At 62.4% G+C, this 18,010-nt stretch carries 18 protein-coding genes; 14 read left to right on the top strand and 4 right to left on the bottom strand.

Features of this window, described 5'->3' with window-relative positions; genetic code table 11:
* Positions 1-3 precede the first annotated feature (3 nt).
* The 3 genes from AC04SH_RS08515 to AC04SH_RS08505 form a co-directional block, all read right to left on the bottom strand.
* Positions 4-624, bottom strand: coding sequence for a TadE/TadG family type IV pilus assembly protein (locus AC04SH_RS08515; protein WP_477233677.1), 621 nt, complete (start codon positions 622-624; stop codon positions 4-6).
* Positions 625-660: 36 nt separating this feature from the next.
* The gene (locus tag AC04SH_RS08510) at positions 661-1,155 is read right to left on the bottom strand and encodes a TadE/TadG family type IV pilus assembly protein (protein WP_488574908.1); all 495 of its coding nucleotides are present in this window, start codon (positions 1,153-1,155) and stop codon (positions 661-663) included.
* A 274-nt stretch (positions 1,156-1,429) separates the two neighbouring features.
* The gene (locus tag AC04SH_RS08505) at positions 1,430-1,852 is read right to left on the bottom strand and encodes a pilus assembly protein N-terminal domain-containing protein (RefSeq protein ID WP_352555265.1); all 423 of its coding nucleotides are present in this window, start codon (positions 1,850-1,852) and stop codon (positions 1,430-1,432) included.
* Here AC04SH_RS08505 and AC04SH_RS08500 point away from each other — a divergent pair.
* The 10 genes from AC04SH_RS08500 (at position 1,842) to AC04SH_RS08455 (ending at position 11,382) form a co-directional block, all read left to right on the top strand.
* Positions 1,842-2,024: a hypothetical protein gene (locus AC04SH_RS08500; protein WP_488574684.1), complete on the top strand. Its 183-nt coding sequence runs from the start codon at positions 1,842-1,844 to the stop codon at positions 2,022-2,024. The two genes, AC04SH_RS08505 and AC04SH_RS08500, sit on opposite strands and share 11 nt — an antisense overlap.
* A gap of 182 nt (positions 2,025-2,206) precedes the next feature.
* Positions 2,207-2,386, top strand: coding sequence for a Flp family type IVb pilin (locus tag AC04SH_RS08495; RefSeq protein ID WP_142868381.1), 180 nt, complete (start codon positions 2,207-2,209; stop codon positions 2,384-2,386).
* 188 nt (positions 2,387-2,574) lie between these two features.
* Positions 2,575-3,093 (top strand): A24 family peptidase, encoded by a 519-nt coding sequence (locus tag AC04SH_RS08490; RefSeq protein WP_488574683.1) that lies wholly within the window; start codon positions 2,575-2,577, stop codon positions 3,091-3,093.
* 205 nt (positions 3,094-3,298) lie between these two features.
* Positions 3,299-4,114: a Flp pilus assembly protein CpaB gene (cpaB, locus tag AC04SH_RS08485; protein ID WP_477233679.1), complete on the top strand. Its 816-nt coding sequence runs from the start codon at positions 3,299-3,301 to the stop codon at positions 4,112-4,114.
* A complete protein-coding gene (locus AC04SH_RS08480) occupies positions 4,111-5,655 on the top strand; it encodes a type II and III secretion system protein family protein (protein WP_488574682.1) in 1,545 nt (514 codons plus the stop codon). Before cpaB ends, AC04SH_RS08480 begins: the two co-directional genes overlap by 4 nt.
* Positions 5,656-5,668: 13 nt before the next feature.
* Positions 5,669-6,406 carry a CpaD family pilus assembly protein gene (locus AC04SH_RS08475; RefSeq protein WP_488574681.1) on the top strand — a complete coding sequence of 246 codons (738 nt, stop codon included), beginning with the start codon at positions 5,669-5,671 and terminating at the stop codon, positions 6,404-6,406.
* A gap of 51 nt (positions 6,407-6,457) precedes the next feature.
* Positions 6,458-7,741, top strand: a complete 1,284-nt coding sequence (locus AC04SH_RS08470) for a CpaE/TadZ family protein (protein ID WP_488574907.1) — start codon at positions 6,458-6,460, stop codon at positions 7,739-7,741.
* 29 nt (positions 7,742-7,770) lie between these two features.
* The gene (locus tag AC04SH_RS08465; protein WP_488574680.1) at positions 7,771-9,282 is read left to right on the top strand and encodes a TadA family conjugal transfer-associated ATPase; all 1,512 of its coding nucleotides are present in this window, start codon (positions 7,771-7,773) and stop codon (positions 9,280-9,282) included.
* 29 nt (positions 9,283-9,311) lie between these two features.
* The gene (locus tag AC04SH_RS08460; RefSeq protein WP_192256891.1) at positions 9,312-10,325 is read left to right on the top strand and encodes a type II secretion system F family protein; all 1,014 of its coding nucleotides are present in this window, start codon (positions 9,312-9,314) and stop codon (positions 10,323-10,325) included.
* Positions 10,326-10,365: 40 nt separating this feature from the next.
* A complete protein-coding gene (locus AC04SH_RS08455) occupies positions 10,366-11,382 on the top strand; it encodes a type II secretion system F family protein (RefSeq protein ID WP_192256893.1) in 1,017 nt (338 codons plus the stop codon).
* A gap of 107 nt (positions 11,383-11,489) precedes the next feature.
* Here AC04SH_RS08455 and AC04SH_RS08450 read toward each other — a convergent pair whose 3' ends face one another.
* Complete coding sequence (locus AC04SH_RS08450) at positions 11,490-12,311, bottom strand: tetratricopeptide repeat protein (RefSeq protein WP_488574906.1); 822 nt, start codon at positions 12,309-12,311, stop codon at positions 11,490-11,492.
* Positions 12,312-12,552: 241 nt separating this feature from the next.
* Between AC04SH_RS08450 and AC04SH_RS08445 the strand changes: the two genes are divergently transcribed.
* The 4 genes from AC04SH_RS08445 (at position 12,553) to AC04SH_RS08430 (ending at position 18,010) form a co-directional block, all read left to right on the top strand.
* Positions 12,553-13,914 (top strand): leucyl aminopeptidase family protein, encoded by a 1,362-nt coding sequence (locus AC04SH_RS08445; protein WP_488574679.1) that lies wholly within the window; start codon positions 12,553-12,555, stop codon positions 13,912-13,914.
* Between the two features lie 70 nt (positions 13,915-13,984).
* The gene (locus AC04SH_RS08440) at positions 13,985-14,335 is read left to right on the top strand and encodes a MarR family winged helix-turn-helix transcriptional regulator (protein WP_142868371.1); all 351 of its coding nucleotides are present in this window, start codon (positions 13,985-13,987) and stop codon (positions 14,333-14,335) included.
* A 26-nt stretch (positions 14,336-14,361) separates the two neighbouring features.
* A complete protein-coding gene (locus AC04SH_RS08435) occupies positions 14,362-15,222 on the top strand; it encodes a C40 family peptidase (protein WP_488574678.1) in 861 nt (286 codons plus the stop codon).
* Between the two features lie 241 nt (positions 15,223-15,463).
* Entirely contained in the window at positions 15,464-18,010 is a 2,547-nt protein-coding gene (locus tag AC04SH_RS08430; RefSeq protein ID WP_488574905.1) for a ligase-associated DNA damage response DEXH box helicase, read from the top strand.

Here is an 18,010-nt window from a genome sequence, read left to right as displayed (position 1 = left end):
ACTTCAGCAGTTGCTGCAGGGGACGGTCGGGCCCCGGCGCGGCCTGAGGTAATAGGTCTCGCCCATCGTTATCGAGTCGAAGGCCGAGGTCAGACCAAGTCGCTTTTCGCTGTCGGCAGACCAGGTGATGATGGGTTTGTAACCGAGTCTGCTTTCGACGCGGATGAGGAACGTGTCAGCGATCTTGAGCGTGGAGGGAACTGTCGTGATGGTGTCCTTGGCGGCGTCGACGCTATAGGCGCCCTCGACCAGCTTGCGCGACCACACGACCTTTACCTTCGGCGGCGTCTCGGTCGTGACCTGTATTGCCGTGACGATGATCGTCGGCGTTGAGCGGTTGTAGGGCTGCAGGGTCGAGGTACCGATCTTCATGATCGCATCGAGGTCTGCTTGCGTGACCGACGTCTGCTGTGTCACGAGATCCGCAACCATGGAGCCGATGCGGCTGACCTTCTTGCTGGTCTCGATGGCCTGCGACGCCTCCATGGTCACGAAATACATGATGAGCAGCACAGGCACGATGAAGGCGAACTCGATGGCCGCGACGCCGCGGCGATCCGAGCAGAATCGCATCGCTCTTGCCCAGATACTCGAAAACCCCTGATGTGCCCCCGCACGATACATGCCTGTTTCCCTTTAAGCCAAAATAACGCTGCGTTCTCAGTCGTCGAACGGTTCGTTCTGCCAGGTCACCGATGCGAAATGCAGCGTGTTGCCGTCTTTCAGATTGGCCATCGATTTGGCCATGAAATCGGTCATGACCGGCCATTTGTAGAAGACCCGCAGCATGTTCTTCGTTTCCGCCAGGCCCGGCGTCACGGCGAAGCTCATCGAATTCGTGCCTTGCGTCAGCACGATCTCGCCATTGACGATCTTGAAGCCAGCCGTGGCGGCATCGGCAAAGGTCGGATATTCGCGCAGATCCACCAGCAGTCCCGGACAGGTTTTGGCGACCATGATCTCCAGTCTGGTGCAGATGAGGTCCCGGAGCTTGGTTCCGGTCAGGTCGGCCGGCTTCAGCTGGCCGGTGCGCACCTGGCGGGCGACGTCGTCGGTGATGTTGGCCATCACCTCCTGTCCGGCAAATGAAATGCAGCTCTCGAGGATGGCGAAGACGAGAAGCGCAAACGGGATCGCCAGCATGGCGAATTCCATCGCCGTGCTGCCGCGACGATCGCCAAGGAAGCGGCGGGTAAACGTTACGCGTCCTGCCTTGCCCTTCGCGATCTCGCGTCCTGAATCCTCGTCTAAACGCCCGTCCAAAACGTCGCCCCCATGTCACGTCCCTGCCGATCCTGATGCGGTGCCGTCAGCAACATTAGCGAGAACCCATTGAGGTCCGGTTTGGATGACCGTTAAATTCGACGGAAAGGCATTAACCGGCCGCTAACCGAAGTGACATTTTCGGGGAACTGAGCAGCCCAGGCGCTTACTGGCCGGCGCTCATTTCGGCTTCGGAGGCCTTCTCCGACTCGCTCTTGAACGAGCTCTCGCAATAGGGCGTGCAGGACATGGTCTGTACCGAAGCGCGCCTGTAGATACGCACCGACGACGCGTCCTGGCGCACCACCGTCACCTGCTCGTCGATGATTGGGCTGCCCTCCTGATCGAGGACAACCAGATTGGTGACGCCGAACCCCTTGCCCGTCAGCACGATCGTCGATGCATCCTGGACGGAGGCGTCGGCAATCGCCGGATTGCCGACAACGATTGTGTCGGCTGGGCGTGTCAGTTTGACGATCTTGGCCTGGTTCATAGTCACTTCGATGCCGGCTCCGGCCTTGGCCGGCAGCACAAAAGCCGGAACGGCGAGAAGCGCGGCAAGCAGGAATGACGATTTCATGGCGGTCATCGAGGCGCTCCACGGCGAACTTGTTCAACGGAACATGAAGGAGATTGGTGAACCAACGGTTAAGCCGATGACCGGGCCTGGGATATCCGCAGGCATTTTGCCACTGGCTAATATAAAGAGCGTCCTGCCGATAGCCCTGAAGCTCCAGCTTTCGCGGCCTTTTCACGGGTAGGCGAGCCGCTGTTCGGCGTTTAGTTTACGGTTAACCACGCAAGCTGTTCGAGGCGCGAAAGGAATCGGTAAGGCTGTTTATTAAGCCGATTGAAAGAGCTTCTCCCTAGATTGGCAGCATCCGATCAACCACCACACAGAAGTTGACGGAAGTGCTGTAACACGTGGAGTAGGAGCTCTCGAATGTCTAATCTCATCGCACGTTTCGTGAAGGACGAGTCCGGCGCGACCGCTATCGAATACGGTCTGATCGCCGCTCTCATCGCGCTTGCCATCATGGTCGGTGCTGGTTCGCTCGGCAACGCCCTGGGCGTCAAGTTCAACGACATCGCCACCGCCGTCTCGACCGGCGTGGCTCCGTAATACTTACGGATCAGTGGTTGTTTGGGAACAAGGGCCGCTGTTTGCGGCCCTTGTTTCATTTGTGCGATGCGCAGGATCTGAATCGCAATTCGCAGGCGACACCGGTAAATTTGAGATCGCTGCCTCATCAATCGTTAATCGAACCTGTCTAGGCTGAAGCCGATACAATTTGACCAAGGCGCCACGCGATGCTTGAAGCCCTGATCTTCGTCGTCTTTCCCTTCTGCATGCTCTTTGCCGCGATCTCCGACATGCTGTCGATGACGATCGCCAACCGCGTACCGGTGTTGCTACTGGCGGTGTTTGCCCTGGTTGCGCCGCTGACGGGCATGGACTGGGCAACCTATGGCTGGCATTTCGCTGCCGGCGCCCTGGTGCTGGCCGTGACGTTCGGTCTGTTTGCGCTTGGCGGCATGGGGGGGGGCGACGCCAAGCTGCTCGCCGGCACCGCCGTCTGGATAGGGTTCAACCATCACCTTGTCGAGTATCTCGTGATCTCGACGTTCATTGGTGGCCTGCTGACGCTCGCCATCCTTCTCTATCGGAAATCGCCGCTGGCGACTTATACCAGCCACAATCCGTTCCTGCGCCATTTCGCCGACGACACGACTGGCGTTCCCTACGGCATTGCACTCGGCATTGGCGGGCTGCTGACCTATCCGGATTCACCTTTGATGGTATGGGCATTGGCAAGGCTGGCGAGCTGATACAGCGAACCTCTTTGCCGCTCCGGCATCGATGAAAAGAGGCGGGTTGGCCGCCTTTTTGTTTATCGCAGCGTTGGATGTGTCCAATTTATGTAAACCTTAAATTAATCACGATCGTAAGCATTACATTAACCTTGTTTTGACGATTGCCGCTGCAAAGTCCGGCCTGGATAGGTGGTTTGCCTAAAGGCGAGGGTTCGGACAGATGCCAGCATCCCGACTGATCATTCTGGGCGTGGCGGTGGCTGCGGCGGGTGGTGCAGGTTACGTTGCCAAGAACATGGTGGCGGTCTCGCCGCCCCAACAGGTCGTCGTCGACGCGCCTCAGGCGCCTGCAATCGCCTTGCAGGATGTACTCGTGCTTTCCGGCGACGTCGCCATGGGCAGTCCGCTTGAGAACAACATCAGCTGGGAGTCCTGGCCGGCCGAAGGGATCAACGCGAATTTCATCACCCGCGCCGTCGAACCCGACGCGCTGGAGAAGCTGAAAGGCTCTGTTGCCCGCGTCGCGATGTACACCGGCGAGCCCTTGCGGCGCTCCAAGCTGATCGGCGAGGGGCAGAGCTTCATGTCGTCGATCCTGCCCACCGGCATGCGGGCCGTCGCCACCGCGATCTCGGCCGATACGTCGGCAGGCGGCTTTATCCTGCCCAACGATTTTGTCGACGTCATCATGACCCGCAGATCCGACACCGGCAACGCCGGCAGCGGATTCACTACAGAAACCATCCTCAAGAACATCCGCGTCCTGGCGATCGACCAGACCATCCAGGAGGACGAGGAAGGCAAGAAGACCAGGGTCGGACAGACGGCGACGCTGGAGCTGACGCCGCAGCAGGCCGAGATCATCACTGTCGCCCAGCAGATGGCCGATCGCCTGACGCTGGCACTGCGTTCGATCACCGACAACAAGGAAAAACATACGGATGAAGCCGACTACCTCGTTTCCGGCAATGGGCGGCGCGGAACGGTGCGGTTGATCAAATCGGGCGAAGTTTCCGAAGTAGGGGCAAGGAAATGAGGCTAATCGCTAAACTGCCGGTCACCATGGCTGCGGCAATCGGCCTGCTTTTCCTTGGAGCGCACGCAAGTGGCCTCATTGAGGCCAAGGCCGCCGGCAAGAGGGCCGGGGTCACGGCTTCGACTGCCACGCAACGCGTCAAGCTCGGCCTCAACAAATCGGTGGTCATCGACCTGCCAAGCGACGCCTACGACATTCTTGTTGCCAACCCCGCAGTCGCCGATGCGGTGACGCGCACGGCAAGGCGCATCTATCTGTTCGGCAAGGCAGTGGGCGAAACCAACATCTTCGTCTTCGGTCCCAATGGCGAGCAGATCGTCAGTCTGGATCTGGCCGTCGAACGCGACGTCGCCGGGTTGGACGACTATCTCAAGCGCTTCCTGCCGACGGCCGACATCAAGGTCGAGTTGCTGAACGACAACGTCGTCCTGACCGGCACGGTGGATACGCCGCTCGATGCCAAGCGCGCCGTCGATCTGGCAACTATCTTCGTGTCCGGCGGTGAAGCGACGACCGGCCAGTACTCGCAGACCGCGGCCGGTGGCAATGCCAATGGCGGCGTCGACATCAACAATCCGGATGCCGAACGCCGGGTCTCGAAGATCGTCAACCTGCTGCAGATCATCGGCGACGACCAGGTGACGCTGAAGGTGACCGTGGCCGAAGTCAGCCGCTCGGTGATGAAGCAGCTCGGCGTCAATATGGTCGGCAACGGCAGCATTGACGGCATTTCCTACGGTGCGCTGAGTTCGGCCAACTACGGGCTGGGCAAACCGATTTCGCAGAATTCGGGGTTGAATCTGCTGGGTGACGGGAAAGGCAATGGCCTTCAAGCCTACATCAACGCCATGGAGCAAAGCGGCGTCATGAAGACGCTTGCCGAGCCGACCCTCACGGCGGTTTCGGGCGAGAAGGCAACGTTCAGGGCCGGCGGCGAATTCAATCTTATCACCGCACGTACGAGCAACGTTTCGACCGACAACCAGACCGGCCAGGTAACCTACACCAACGAAAAGCTCGAATACGGCATAGGCCTCGAGTTCCAGCCCGTTGTGCTGTCGGCGGGCCGGATCAGCCTCAAGGTCAGGACCTCCGTGTCGGAGCCGACCATGGAAGGTGCGACCACCCTGGAGGGCGCCGCCAACTTGCCCGGCACGACGCTCCTGTCGATCCGCAAGAGGCTTGCCGACACCACCGTCGAATTGCCGTCAGGCGGCTCGATGATGATCGCCGGCCTGGTTCGCGACGACGTCCGCCAGGCGGTCTCGGGTCTGCCCGGCCTTGCCAAGATCCCGGTGCTCGGCACGTTGTTCCGCAGCCGCGATTTCGTCCGCAACGAAAGCGAGCTGGTGATCATCATCACGCCCTATCTGGCGCGGCCGGTGGCGCGCAACGACCTGGCCAAGCCGGACGACAATTTCAACGCCGCCGGCGATGGCCCGGCCATGTTCCTTGGCCGCGTCAACCGCGTCTACGGCACCATGCAGACCGACAAGCCCAACGGCCGCTACCACGGCGTTGTCGGCTTCATCTACAAGTAAGCGGGGAGCGGACATGTCTCAGTCAGCATCGAAGGCAATGGCGGTCGCCGCAACAGTGCGGTCCGGTGGTGCCCGGATCCGCCGATCGGCAACACCGATCCTGGCGATCGCGATCGCGGCCTCGCTCGCCGGTTGCGCCAAGCGCGACAGCATCACGGTTGGGGCAATCCCCGATGACTATCGCACCACGCATCCGATCGTCATTGCCGAGAAGAACCAGAAGATCGACCTTCCGGTCGGCGCGGGTGATCGCGGCATGACCGGCTCGCAGCGCGATACGCTTCTCGGCTTCCTCGACGGCTACGACAAGAGCGCTGCCCCGGCGCTGACGATCGCAACCCCGATCGGCTCGGCCAACGAGGTGGCAGCGACTGCCGCGGCGCGCGATTTCGCCAGGCTGGCGGTTGCCAGCGGCATCAAGCGAAACCGGATCGTCGTTACCTCCTATCAGTCGGTTTCCCCGGAAGCCTCGGCGCCTATCCGCGTCTCCTATATTTCGGTGAGGGCCCAGACCGACAAATGCGGGCGCTGGCCCGAGGACTTGTTCGAGACCTCGGAAAACAAGCACTACGCCGATTACGGCTGCTCGTCTCAGAACAACCTCGCCGCACAGCTCGCCAATCCGACCGATCTGCTGGGGCCAAGAAAGTCGACCGATATCGACGCCGAGAACCGCGGTGCGGTGATCGACGTCTATCGCGGTAGGGGTATCTCGGACGAGTTCCTCGGCAATTCGGAAGTGACGTACTAGGAGCGCCAGTCCCACGAGACCGGAAAGAGAAGTCACGGAAAGAGCATGACGATGAGCAATCTTGCCTACGACGCGCCCGTAGACGGCGGCGACAGCTCGCAATCAGATATTGCCGCGATGCAGGCGCTGCGGCCGGTCCCGCGTATTTCGATCCAGGCATTTTGCGAGACCGAAGGTGTCGCGCATCCGGTGGAGCGGGCCGGCGAGGACCGCCGCATGGCGAAGGCGCATCTGAAAGTGCATATGGGCGGCATCGCCACGGCAATCGAATTCTACCAGTCGGCGCCCACGCCGAACCTGATCCTGCTGGAATCACGCAGCGAACCGAAGCAATTGCTGGAGCAGCTTGCCCAGCTTTCCGAATATTGCGATCCCTCCTCGAAAGTCGTGGTGATCGGCCACTACAACGATGTCGGGCTTTACCGCGAACTTATCCGCTTCGGTATTTCCGAATATGTCATCGCGCCGGTGTCGATGGCCGATGTCGTCTCCGTGGTGTCGTCGATCTTCGTCGATCCGGAGGCCGAGCCGATCGGCCGCTCGATTGCCTTCATCGGCGCCAAGGGCGGCGTCGGCTCCTCGACCATCGCTCACAATGTGGCGTGGGCGATGTCATCCCTGTTCAAGTCGGAAGTGGTCGTCGCCGATCTCGACCTGGCTTTCGGGACGGCCAACATTAATTTCGACCAGGACCCGGCGCAAGGCATCGCCGAGGCCGTGTTTTCGCCCGAACGCGTCGACGAGGTCTATCTCGACCGGTTGCTTGCCCAGTGCGCCGAGCATCTGTCGTTGCTTGCTGCGCCCTCCACTCTGGAGCGGGTCTACGATTTTGATCCCGAGGCCTTCACACAACTCATCGACACCGCGCAGCGCAGCGTGCCGCTGCTGGTGCTCGACGTCCCCCATGTCTGGACCGGCTGGACCAAGAACACACTGATGAAGGCCGACGAGATCGTCATCACGGCGACACCGGAACTGGCCAATCTGCGCAACACCAAGAATATGGTCGATATGCTGACGCGGCTTCGGCCGAACGATGCGCCGCCGAAGCTCATCATCAATCAGGCCGGGGTGCCGAAACGACCCGAAATATCAGCTTCCGACTTCGCCGAGCCGCTCGGCATCACGCCGATGTCGGTGATCGCCTTCGACCCGTTGCTGTTTGGAAACGCCGCCAACAACGGCCGCATGCTGGGCGAGATGGATGCCAAGAGCCCGGTCGTCGGGATGATCAATGAAATCGCGCATGTGCTGACCGGTCGCAGCGAAATCAAGGCCAAGAAGAAGGCAGGCCTTGGCGGCCTGCTCGGCAAGTTCTCGCGTAACAAGAAATGACGCTTCTCAAGCGGAATTGGTAGTCGATCATGTTTGGTAAAAGAGGCTCCGACGACGGTAGCCGGTCCACCCCGGAATTCCGTCATCCAGCACCGCCGCCAGCGGCGCCGGCGGCTGCAAAGCCCGCGGACACGGCCGTTCTTTCCCGGCCCGCCGCAGCGTCGCCGTCTGCTGCGCCGGCAATGCCGCCCGCTCGCCGTGCTGTTGAGGCGCCGCCAATGGCGCCGGAGCCGGTAAGAAAGGTCCAGCGCGAACGCAGCGAGACCTACTACGACACCAAGAGTCAGGTCTTCTCCGCGCTTATCGACACCATCGACCTGTCGCAGCTCGCCAAGCTCGATCCCGAGAGCGCGCGCGAGGAAATCCGCGATATCGTCAACGACATCATCGCCATCAAAAATTTCGCAATGTCGATTGCCGAGCAGGAAGAGCTGCTCGAAGACATCTGCAACGACGTGCTGGGCTACGGCCCGCTGGAGCCGTTGCTTGCCCGCGACGATATCGCCGACATCATGGTCAACGGCTCCAAGAACGTCTACATCGAAGTCAACGGCAAGGTCGAACAGACCGGCATCCGCTTCCGCGACAATCAGCAACTGCTCAACATCTGCCAGCGCATCGTCAGCCAGGTTGGCCGCCGCGTCGACGAATCGAGCCCGATCTGCGACGCCCGCCTGCCCGACGGTTCCCGCGTCAACGTCATCGCCCCGCCGCTGTCCATCGACGGCACCGCGCTCACCATCCGCAAGTTCAAGAAGGACAAGCTGACGCTCGATCAGCTGGTCAAGTTCGGCGCCATCTCGCCGCAGGGCGCCGAGATCCTCAAGATCATCGGCCGCGTCCGCTGCAACATCGTCATCTCCGGCGGTACCGGCTCCGGCAAGACGACGCTGCTCAACTGCCTGACCAACTATATCGACCGCGAGGAACGCGTCATCACCTGCGAGGACTCGGCCGAGCTGCAACTGCAGCAGCCGCATGTGGTGCGTCTCGAAACCCGCCCGCCCAATCTCGAGGGCGAAGGCGAGGTGACCATGCGCGACCTGGTCAAGAACTGCCTGCGCATGCGGCCCGAACGCATCATCGTCGGCGAAGTGCGCGGACCGGAGGTTTTCGACCTGCTACAGGCGATGAACACCGGCCATGACGGTTCAATGGGAACGATCCACTCCAACAGCCCGCGCGAATGTCTGAACCGTATCGAATCGATGATCGCCATGGGCGGCTATTCACTGCCGCAGAAGACCGTGCGCGAAATCGTCGTCGGCTCCATCGATGTCATCATCCAGGCAGCACGCCTTCGCGACGGGTCGCGCCGCATCACCCACATCACCGAGGTGATCGGCATGGAAGGCGACGTCATCATCACGCAGGATCTCGTGCTCTATAACATCAAGGGCGAGGACTCGAACGGCAGGCTGCTGGGCGAGCATGTCTCGACCGGCATTGGCCGTCCGCATTTTTGGGATCGTGCCCGCTACTATGGCGAGGAACAGCGCCTCGCCAATGCGCTGGAATCGATGGAGAAACGCGCTGACTGACGCATCTGGAGGCGTGGGGACCAAGGTTGATGTTCGGAATTGACACCACCGTACTGGCGTTCATCGTGCTCGCCGGCTTCAGCGCCGGCGCGGTCGCCTATGCCTTCCTGTTCACCCAGATGAACAACGAGAAGCAGGCCGGCAAGCGGCTCGAGACGATCAAAGCCGCCGAGACCGATCGTTCGGTCGTCAAGGCTTCACGCGACCGTGTCGCGGAGGCGGCCAAGCGGCGCAAATCCGTCCAGGATTCACTGAAACAGCTCGACGAAAAGCAGAAGACCACCGAACGCGTTGTCAAGAAGCCGCCGCTGAAGGCCCTGCTCCGTCAGGCCGGCATGCAGGTCTCGATTGAGCGTTTCTATCTCTACTCCCTCTTTTGCGGCATCGCGCTGACGGCGCTTGCCTATTTCGCAGGCGCGCCGCTGCTGGTCTTGCCAGGCGCGCTGCTGGCCGGCGCGCTCGGCCTGCCCCGCTGGTTCGTCTCGTTTCGCCGCGCGCGCCGGGTCAAGGCGTTCCTCAACGAATTTCCCAACGCCCTCGACATCATAGTGCGCGCCGTCAAGTCCGGCCTGCCGCTCAACGACGCCATTCGCCTGATCGCCAATGAATCGCCGGAGCCGGTCAAGACCGAGTTCCGCCGCATCGTCGATTCACAGCAGGTTGGCATGTCCATCCCCGATGCCACCTTGCGCATGGCCGAAACCATGCCATGCAGCGAGGCAAGCTTTTTTGGCATCGTCATCCAGATCCAGTCGCAGGCCGGCGGCAATCTCTCCGAGGCGCTGGGCAACCTTTCGCGCGTGCTTCGCGACCGCAAGAAGATGAAGGCCAAGGTCCAGGCGCTGTCGATGGAAGCGAAGGCGTCGGCCGTCATCATCGGCGCTCTGCCTTTCGTCGTCGCCCTTCTCGTCTACCTGTCGAGCCCGAATTACATCATGCCGCTGTTCACCACCAGCACCGGCAATCTGATCCTCGGCTGTTCCGGCGTCTGGATGTCTATCGGCATTCTGGTGATGCGCAAGATGATGAACTTTGAGGTTTAGGCCCGACTTCGGAAAGCTCGAACGAAAAGACTGAAAACGAATGACCGACCAAGTCGTCAAATCGCTGACCGATCCCGCCTTCCTGATCGCATTGTTGGTCGGCATCGCGGTGTTCGCGACCGTCTTCACGGTGCTGCCGGCCCTGGGTGGCAACCAGCTCAAGGCACGCATGAAATCGGTGGCGCTGGAGCGGGACGAGCTGCGCGCCAAGCAGCGCGCGCGGCTGGCCAACGAAGCCGATCGGCGCCGCAAGGGCCTGCGCGAGGAACAGTCTATCGGCATGCGCAACATCGTCGACAGGCTGGACCTCCGGCGTGCGCTGGCCGATGAAGGCACGCTGCAGAAGCTCAAAGTGGCGGGCTTTCGTGGCCAGAACCCGCTGACGCGGTTCCTGTTTTTCCGCCTGGTCCTGCCTTTTGTCGGTTTCGCGCTGGCGGCGATCTATCTGTTCGTGCTCGGCGGGCTGCCGGATCGGCCGGCTTTCGTGAAGCTGTTCGTCTGCATCCTTGTCGCCTATGCCGGTTTCTACGCGCCGATCCTTTACGTCAACAACCGTGCCGCCAAACGCAAGCAGTCGATCCAGCAGGCGTGGCCGGACGCGCTCGACCTGATGCTGATCTGCGTCGAGTCGGGCATGTCGGTAGAGGCTGCAATGCGCAGGGTCGCCGATGAGATCGGCTCGCAGTCGGTGGCGTTGGCGGAGGAGTTCGTGCTGACCAATGCCGAACTCTCTTATCTGCAGGAGCGCAAGCAGGCTTATGAAAACCTCGCGGCTCGTACCGGCCTGGAATCGGTGAAGTCGGTGTCCCAGGCGCTGGTTCAGGCCGAGCGCTACGGCACGCCCGTGGCGCACGCATTACGCGTGCTGGCCTCGGAAAGTCGCGACATGCGCATGAATGCCGCCGAGAAGAAGGCCGCAGCCCTGCCGCCGAAGCTCACCGTGCCGATGATCCTGTTTTTCCTGCCGGTGTTGTTCGCCATCATTCTTGGACCAGCCGGCATTCAGGTCAGCCAGCGCGGCATCTTCGGCGACCAGCACAATTCCTCGAGCCAGTAGGCTTCGTTGCGGCCATACCAAAGAGCCGCGTTGCCGATGCAATGCGGCTCTCGGTTTTCAGCTTTGATGTGGATGGATCTTGCGCTGCGCGGAGATGTGTTCGGCGCTCAGTTGGTCGCCGGCTTGTCCTTGTCCTGATCCTTGAGCTGGCTCCAAGCGTTCTGCTGGGCAAGCATCTGGCGAAGGTAGGCCACATTGGCTTGCGCCTGTTCGGGCGAAAGCTCCTGCGAGGCGATCTTCTCTGCCTCGTCGAAACGGCCCTGAAGTCCCACGACCAGCGCCAGGTTCTGGCGCACCCGGCTGTCGGCGTTCGGTTGCTGGGCGGCCGAGCGCATATAGGTCTCAGCGGTGCGCAGATCGCCTTCCAGTACATAGGACATGCCGAGATTGGAAAGGATCGAGGGCTCATTTGGCTTGAGGTCCAGCGCCTTGCGGTAATCCTGGCGAGCTTCATCCTTCTGGCCGATCTGGTCGAGGATGGCGGCCTCCGCCGACATCAGCCGCCAGTCCGGATATTCCGGCGTCTGCGCCCGGCGCACGGCGTCGAGCGCGGACTCGAACTGGCCATTGGCGGCGAGGGCTTTGCCATAACCGGCGAGCACGTCGCGATCCTTGGGGTAGGCGATCGCGAGCTTGCGCATCACGGCAAGCGACTGGTCTGCATCGCCGTCCATCTGCAACGCCGCCGCAAAATTTGTCGCCAGTCGCTTGTCGTTGGGATTCTTTGCGTAGGATTCGCCAAGCCGCGTGGTCGCGCTGTGCAACTCGTTGGCCGACATGGTTTCCAGCGGTTTGCCGCTGGTGCGCCCGATCGAGCCGGTCGTGAGCTTGCTGGTTCCGCACCCGGCAACACCGGCTGCGAGCGCCATCAGCAACGCCGTGGTGACCAACCGTTTGCCCGTGACGTTCATCCTGCGGTTGGTCGGCATCGGCACGGGGCTCTCCATTCCTGCGCGCGGCCATTGCGTGGCCGTCTTCATTCCCCCAGAAATATTCTGTTAACCCTAACGGATAGTTAAAAAGCGGCCCGTTGAGATCGGTACCCGGCCCGCCGGAAGCCATTGGCTTGGAATTTTCCTATGCCTGGCCTCTGTGCATAGAGGTTGAAATCATTCGACGTCCCTGTCAGGTGACTGGGGACGACTTGCAAGCCTGCGCGGAGACCATCGAATGCCCGTCGAACTCGTCGAGACACTAAACACTGCCTTGCCCGTCCATCTGGTCGCGAGGGATGGCCTGGAGGCCTTGGGGCTTTCGCCTTCCACGATCACCTGGGCGGCCGCCAATGGCTTTTCCGGCGAAGCCGGCAGGACACTCGCCGTGCCCGGCGAAAACGGCGCGCTTGCCGGCGCCCTTTTCGGCATTGGCGAAGGCGAGGGCGCGCTGGCCATTGGTGCGCTGGCGAGAGCCCTGCCGGAGGGCGACTGGCACCTTGGCTCGGCGCATGCCGAGCCGGAACTCTCGGCCATAGCCCTGGTTCTCGGCGGCTATGTCTTCACCCGGTACGGCAAGAAGCCAGGCAAGGCATTGCGCTTTGCGCTGCCGTCCGGCGCCGATGCGGGCCGTGTCCGCCGCATCGCCGAAGGCGTCTTCCTGACGCGCGATCTCGTCAATACGCCGACCAGTGACATGGGACCGGACGAGTTGGAAAAGGCCGTGCGGACCTTGGCGGCGACACACAAGGCCGAGGTGTCGGTGATCAAGGGCGACGATCTCTTGAAGCAGAATTTTCCGATGATTCATGCGGTCGGCCGCGCCTCTGTCGGCGCGCCGCGCCTGATCGACATGATTTGGGGACGGGCCGATGCGCCGAAGGTGACGCTGGTCGGCAAGGGCGTCTGTTTCGACACAGGCGGTCTCGACATCAAGCCGTCGTCGGGCATGCTGTTGATGAAGAAGGATATGGGCGGCGCCGCCAATGTGCTGGGCTTGGCCTCGATGATCATGGCCGCCAGGCTGAAGGTCCGGCTGCGCGTCCTGATCCCGGCGGTTGAGAACTCGATTGCCGGCAACGCTTTCCGGCCTGGCGATGTGCTGACCAGCCGCAAGGGCACCACCGTCGAGATCGGCAACACCGACGCCGAAGGGCGGCTGGTGTTGGCGGATGCACTGGCGCTGGCCGATGATGAGGAGCCTGAACTGCTGATCGACATGGCGACGCTGACCGGGGCCGCGCGCGTCGCGCTCGGTCCTGACCTGCCGCCTTTCTACACCGGCGACGAAGCGCTGGCGTCCGAATTGGTGGCGGCCTCCGTTGCCGTCGAGGATCCGTTGTGGCGCATGCCGCTGTGGCGGCCCTACGATGCCAGGCTGGCCTCGAAGATCGCCGACATCAACAATGTCACCACCGACGGCTTTGCCGGTTCGGTCACCGCGGCGCTGTTCCTGAAACGCTTTGTCGAGCGGACGCCGGGCTGGGCGCATTTCGACATCTTTGCCTGGAATCCGTCCGACCGCCCCTACGGCCCTGCCGGCGGCGAGGCGCAAGGCATCCGTGCGCTGGAGCGGATCATTTCGAGGCGCTATGCCTGAGGTCGTGAGGCATAGTGCGCGGTCTCCAAACTGAAACGGAACCGAAACAATTTGCCGTCATGCTCGGGCGATGTCGATTTCGATGCGTCCGAGCCAGGCGATGCGACTGTGGCAGCAGGTGATGCTGTCGCAGGTGCGCGATAACGCGCCCGATCTCACCATGCGCCAGACGGCGATCCTGTTCACCATCTATCTTGACCCGCCGCCGCACACCGTGCGCGGGTTGGCGGCCCGCCTCAACGTCACCAAGCCGGTCATCACCCGCGCGCTCGATACGATGGGCGCGCTGAAGCTGGTGTCGCGCCATCGCGACGAGCTCGACAAGCGCAACGTGCTGATCCGGCGCACGGTCGAAGGCGCGCTCTTTGTCGAGCGCTTCGGCGATGGTATCGTTGCCCGGGCGCATGAGCTGCCCATCTGACCATACCCAATAGCTGGATTGCTGATTTGACTGCCAGGGATGCCCGCCTTCACGCCTTCCGTTCCGACCTCGCCGATGCCAGGCTGAAAGGCGAGGTATCGGCCGATCGCTTCGTCACCGGCCGTCCGGCGCGCATCGCGGCCTCCGTGGCCGATATCCGCAAGGCGCCGCGCCCGGATGCCGGCGTCAACACGCAGGTGCTGTTTGGTGACGATGTGCTTGTCTTCGAGGAAGCCGAGGGTTGGGCCTGGGTCCAGGCTGAACGCGACGGCTATGTCGGCTATGTCGGCGCCACCATGTTGGGTGCTCGCGAGCATGCGCCCACCCATATTGTCGCGGCGCCGCGCACCTTCCTGTATCCCGGCGCCGATCTGCGCTTTCCGATCGCCGGCCAGCTGTCGATGGGCTCGACGGTGACGGTGACGGGCGCTGCCGAAACGCGCGGCACCCACTATGCGCTGCTGCCCTCCGGCGAGGCGCTGATCGCCGGCCATCTGCGCCCGCTTGGCGACGTGGCTCACGACTACGTCGCGGTGGCCGAGATGTTTCTCGGCACGCCCTATCTCTGGGGCGGCACCTCCGGCTTCGGCATCGACTGTTCGGGCCTTGTGCAGCTGGCAATGCGCATGGCCGGTCGCAATGTCCTGCGCGATTCCGACATGCAGGCGGCAGGCCTCGGCGAGCCGCTCGATCCGGGTCCGGATTTCGCCGGGCTGAAGCGCGGCGACCTGGTATTCTGGAAGGGCCACGTCGCCATCATGACCGACGCCCGCGATATGATCCACGCCAACGGCCACACCATGCTGGTATCGCGCGAAGGGCTGAAGGACGCGATCGACCGGATTGGATATCTGTATGGCGGGCCGACGGGGTTTCGGAGGCCGTAAGCTTCTTCCTTCTCCCCATTTTACGGGGAGAAGGTGCCCGAAGGGCGGATGAGGGGAGGCGCTGACGTCGGCGCATGGCCCACTGCTGCCAATGTATAAGACGATAACCTGACAAGTTTGCGCTGCCCCTCACCTGCCTGCCGGCATCCTCTCCCCGTAAACGGGCGAGGAAAGCTCTCTTCGATCACCTTTTGTTCCGATTTTGCTTGGCGTTCGCGCGCGCTCGCGCTACCTCTTTCGCGTGACCGAGCAGCCGCGCCTTGCCGAACAGAATGCCAGTGTCGCCTTGCCCGAACCGTTCATCAGATGGTTCGACGAGAAGGGCTGGTCGCCGCGCGCCCATCAGATCGAACTTTTGGCGAGAGCCCAGGCCGGACAATCCGTGCTGCTGATCGCGCCGACCGGGGCCGGCAAGACGCTGGCCGGCTTCATGCCGTCGCTGACCGAACTGGCCAACCGTCCCCAGCGCAAACCCGGTCAGGCGCATCGCGGCATCCACACGCTTTACATCTCGCCGTTGAAGGCGCTGGCAGTCGATATCGAGCGCAATCTCGGCAAGCCGGTGGAAGAGATAGGGCTTCCCGTCACCATCGAGACGCGCACCGGCGACACGCCCTCGCACAAGCGCCAGCGCCAGAAGCTGGCGCCTCCCGATATTCTGCTGACCACCCCGGAGCAGCTGGCGCTGCTGATCGCGGCGCCTGATGCCAGGCGCTTCTTCGAGGATCTGCGCTATGTCGTGCTCGACGAACTGCATTCGCTGGTGATTTCGAAACGCGGCCACCTTTTGGCACTCGGCCTGGCGCGGATGCGTACCTACGTGCCCGAACTGCAGACGATCGGCCTGTCGGCAACGGTAGCCGAACCGGATGAATTGCGGCGCTGGCTGGTCGGGCAGAATCCAGCCGGCGAGATGGCCGGGCTGATCACCGTCTCCGGTGGCGCCAGGCCCGACATCTCCATCCTCGACTCGCGCGAGCGTGTGCCGTGGTCGGGACATTCGGCGCGCTATGCCATTCCCGAGATTTATGAGGCGATCCAGAAGCATCGCATGACGCTGCTGTTCGTCAACACCCGCAGCCAGGCCGAGATGCTGTTCCAGGAACTGTGGCGGGCGAATGAGGACTCGCTGCCGATCGCGCTGCATCATGGTTCGCTCGATGTCGGCCAGCGCCGCCGCGTCGAGAAGGCGATGGCAGACAACGCGCTGCGTGCCATCGTCGCCACCTCGACGCTGGACCTTGGCATCGACTGGGGCGATGTCGATCTGGTTGTCCATGTCGGCGCGCCCAAGGGCGCCAGCCGGTTGGCGCAGCGCATCGGCCGCGCCAACCACCGCATGGACGAGCCGTCGAAGGCGATCCTCATCCCGGCGAACCGCTTCGAGGTGCTGGAATGCCGGGCGGCACTCGACGCCAATTATCTCGGCGCGCAGGACACGCCACCGCTGATCAATGGCGCGCTCGACGTGTTGTCGCAGCATGTGCTGGGCGTCGCCTGCGGCGCGCCTTTCGACGCCGACCTTCTGTTCGAAGAGGTGCGCAGCGCTGCGCCCTATGCCGGGCTGGAGCGCCAGACCTTCGACCGTGTCGTCGACTTCGTCGCCACCGGCGGCTATGCGCTGAAGAACTATGAGCGCTACGCCCGCATCCGCCAGACCAAGGACGGGCTGTGGCGCGTCTCCAACCCTCGCATCGCGCAACAATATCGCCTGAATGTCGGCACCATCGTCGAAATGCCGGAGCTCAATGTCCGCTATGTTCGGCAAGGACGCGGCATGGCCGGACGCGGTGGGCCGGTGCTGGGCAAGATCGAGGAGTATTTCGCCGAGACGCTGCGGCCCGGCGACAACTTCCTGTTCGCCGGCAAAGTGCTGCGCTTCGAGGGCATTCGCGAGAATGAATGCGTGGTCTCGAACGGCGCCGGCGCCAACATCATCGTGCCATCCTATGCCGGCGGCAAGTTTCCGCTGTCGACCTATCTCGCCGACCAGGTGCGCGGCATGCTGGCCGATCCCCACAAATGGCAGGCATTGCCCGAGCAGGTTGCCGACTGGCTCAAACTGCAGAAGGAAAAGTCAGTGCTGCCCAAGCGGGGCGATCTTCTGGTCGAAACCTTTCCGCGCGGCAACCGCCACTACATGGTCGCCTATCCGTTCGAGGGCAGGCTGGCACACCAGACGCTCGGCATGCTTTTGACGCGCCGGCTGGAGCGGGCCAACGCCCGTCCGCTCGGCTTCGTCGCCACCGACTATTCGCTGGCCGTCTGGGCGCTCGACGACATGGCGGCCTTGTTCAAGGCGAAGAAGCCGTCGTTGGCTGCTCTGTTTGACGAGGACATGCTCGGCGACGACCTCGAAGCTTGGCTGAACGACAGCTGGATGCTGAAGCGCACCTTCCGCACCTGCGCCGTCATTGCCGGGCTGATCGAGAAGCGCTTTCCTGGACAGGAGAAGAGCGGCCGCCAGGTGACGGTCTCGGCCGACCTCATCTACGATGTGTTGCGCAGCCACGAGCCCGACCATATCCTGCTGCAGGCGACCCGCACCGATGCCTCGGCCGGATTGCTCGATGTCAGCAGACTTGGCGAGATGCTCTCGCGTGTACGCGGTCGAATCATGCATAAGCATCTCGACCAGATTTCGCCGCTGGCTCTGCCTGTGATGCTGGAGATCGGCAGGGAATCGGTCAATGGCGGCGCCAACGAGTCTCTGCTCATGGAGGCCGCCGATCTGGTTGAAGAGGCCATGGGGCCAAGGGCGAAACCTGACCACGAGGGTCTGACTTGA

The sequence above is a fragment of the Mesorhizobium sp. CNPSo 4688 genome, from assembly GCF_057784295.1.
This window is presented reverse-complemented; position numbering and strand designations above follow the sequence as displayed.